Genomic DNA, 2477 nt, shown 5'->3' with positions numbered 1-2477 from the left:
GTAAGCGTCAAACTCTACCCACCTGGCTTTATCCTCGGGTTTATAGGATAATCTTCCTCAAGAATATCGAATATTAGCCGAGGAGGATTTTTTTATGACAAAAGCTGAACTGCAAAAACTATGGGAGGCCCGGATCTCTGAATATCGTGCCAGCGGTCAAAGTGCTAAAGAATGGTGCACAGCCCATAATATACCCATTCGGCAATTATGGTATTGGCTCCGAAAGTTTAAGAACGAAAAAGATGCTTCCCACGTCAAGTCAACCCAGTGGCTGCCAGTAGAATTAAGCGAACAGATTTCTACAGACCAAGGCAAGGCCTTGTTGGTTAAAGTGGGGCAGGTCGGCATCGAGGTAAGACCAGGCTTTGATCCGGCTTTGCTCTCCCAAGTAATCCGGGTCCTGGTAACGTTATGCTGAACGAATTTGGTATTGACCGGGTTTATCTCGCCTGCGGTGCTACTGATTTGCGCAAATCCATTGACGGGCTGGCGGTTTTGGTCAAGGAAGGGTTCAAACTGGATCCCTTCTCCCCTTGCCTTTTTGTTTTCTGCAACCGGCAGCGCGATAAACTTAAAATTCTCCACTGGGACCACAATGGGTTTTGGCTCCATTACCGCCGGTTAGAGAAGGGCAAATTTCCCTGGCCGGCAGAAGCCGGTTCTTCAACTGTCACCATTAGCCACCGGGAGTTGCGCTGGTTGCTCGATGGCCTCCCCTTAAAACAGCCCCAAGCACATCCTGAGGTAAAAGCACGCACCATTTTGTAATAGAAATCATCAGGCAGAAATATTTTAAGTTTCTGGTCAATTTTAGAGGATATTGGCGTGATTTGTCGAATTATTAAAATATGAGTACTTCAAAAAATATCACCACCATGACTGTTGAAGAACTGCAAAAGCGCTGTGTTCAACTGGAACGGGAAAACGCTGAATTGACCGCCAAGCTAAACTGGTTTATGGAGCAGTTTCGCTTGAGTAAACAGCGGCAATTTGGTGTTTCCAGCGAACGGACTGCTCCTGAACACTGGCAGCTTTTGCTTTTTAATGAGGCGGAAGTGGAAGCTCAAGCGGCTCCAGCCGAGCCAACCATGGAAACGATTACCTACCGGCGCCGCAAACAACGCGGGCACCGGGAGATGGCACTCGAAAACCTGCCGGTGGAGACGGTTGAACACCGTTTGCCGGAGGGAGAGCAGTTCTGTTCGTGTTGCGGCGGTCCTTTACATGAAATGAGTACCGAGGTACGGCAGGAATTGCAGGTCATTCCGGCTCAGGTAAAAGTGGTCAAGCATGTGCGTTATGTTTATTCCTGCCGCCGTTGCGAGCGGGAGGAGATAACCACTCCCATTGTCACGGCCCCAATGCCTGCGCCTGTACTTCCCGGAAGTTTGGTATCTCCCTCGGTCATGGCTTACATCATGAACCAAAAATATGGGGAAGGTCTGCCTCTCTACCGTCAGGAGCAGCAGTTTGCCGGTCTGGGTATTGAATTGTCCCGTCAGACCCTTGCCAACTGGGTGCTCCACGGAGCAAATAACTGGTTGAGGCTGGTCTATGACCGCCTGCACGCGTACCTGCTCAAACGAGATATCTTGCATGCCGATGAAACAACCTTGCAGGTCCTCCGTGAACCGGGCCGGGCTGCTGAGACCAAGTCGTTCCTCTGGCTTTACCGTACCGGGCGGGAGGGACCACCCATCGTTCTTTATGAATATCAGACCACCCGGGCCAGCAAACACCCCCGCCGGTTTCTGGCAGGCTTCAAAGGCTATTTGCATGTCGACGGCTACGCCGGCTACAATGACCTGCCGGATATTACCCTGGTAGGTTGTTGGGCTCATGCCCGGCGCAAGTTCGATGAAGCCCTAAAGGCCTTGCCGGATGAAAAACGCGCGGCAGCCGTAGCCGCCAGGAAGGGGCTGGAGTTCTGCAACAGCCTCTTTGCCATTGAGCGCGATTTGAAAGATGCTCCTCCGGATGAACGTTATCAAATTCGTCAGGTGCGCAGCCGTCCCGTACTGGATGCCTTTTTGGCATGGCTTAAAAGCAAAAAATCGCAAGTGCTTCCCAAAAGCTCCTTCGGTCAGGCAATTAACTACTGCCTGAGCCAGTGGGATAAACTTGAAGCCTTTTTACAAGATGGACGATTGGAACTCGATAACAACCGCAGTGAACGCTCCATCAAGCCCTTTGTCATTGGCCGCAAGAATTGGTTGTTTGCCAATACCCCCCGGGGTGCTCAGGCCAGCGCTATTGTTTACAGCATCGTAGAAACGGCGAAGGAAAATGGATTAAATACCTTCCACTACCTTAGCTATCTCTTCGAAAAGCTTCCCAACATTGATATCGACGATAATAACGCTTTAGACGAGTTGCTTCCCTGGTCAACTACCTTACCCAGTAGCTGCCGGGTCAATAATTAAGCCTATTTGAGTCCCTACCTTAGTTGCAAGGTGGGGATTATTTTACGCTTACGT

Annotated in this window: 3 protein-coding genes; all 3 read left to right on the top strand. The window is 50.5% G+C overall.

The genetic code is table 11. The features are described from left to right. Positions 1-94: 94 nt before the first annotated feature. The 3 genes from tnpA (at position 95) to tnpC (ending at position 2423) form a co-directional block, all read left to right on the top strand. On the top strand, positions 95-418 hold the full coding sequence (gene tnpA / locus ACSNJE_RS15865; RefSeq protein ID WP_474661795.1) for an IS66 family insertion sequence element accessory protein TnpA: 324 nt from the start codon (positions 95-97) through the stop codon (positions 416-418). Next, positions 412-768: an IS66 family insertion sequence element accessory protein TnpB gene (tnpB, locus tag ACSNJE_RS15860; RefSeq protein ID WP_474661797.1), complete on the top strand. Its 357-nt coding sequence runs from the start codon at positions 412-414 to the stop codon at positions 766-768. The genes tnpA and tnpB overlap by 7 nt, the downstream gene beginning before the upstream one ends. A gap of 107 nt (positions 769-875) precedes the next feature. Further along, a complete protein-coding gene (gene tnpC, locus ACSNJE_RS15855; protein ID WP_495253066.1) occupies positions 876-2423 on the top strand; it encodes an IS66 family transposase in 1548 nt (515 codons plus the stop codon). Positions 2424-2477: the final 54 nt, after the last annotated feature.

The sequence above is a fragment of the Thermincola sp. GK-1 genome, from assembly GCF_059412445.1.
Note: the sequence above shows the minus strand (reverse complement) of the source record. Positions and strands in the feature narration are given on the sequence as shown.

What these genes read in the sequence shown, in the direction of transcription:
- tnpA (WP_474661795.1), top strand. Translation starts at nt 95, where the DNA reads ATGACAAAAGCTGAACTGCAAAAACTATGGGAGGCCCGGATCTCTGAA.
- tnpB (WP_474661797.1), top strand. Translation starts at nt 412, where the DNA reads ATGCTGAACGAATTTGGTATTGACCGGGTTTATCTCGCCTGCGGTGCT.
- tnpC (WP_495253066.1), top strand. Translation starts at nt 876, where the DNA reads ATGACTGTTGAAGAACTGCAAAAGCGCTGTGTTCAACTGGAACGGGAA.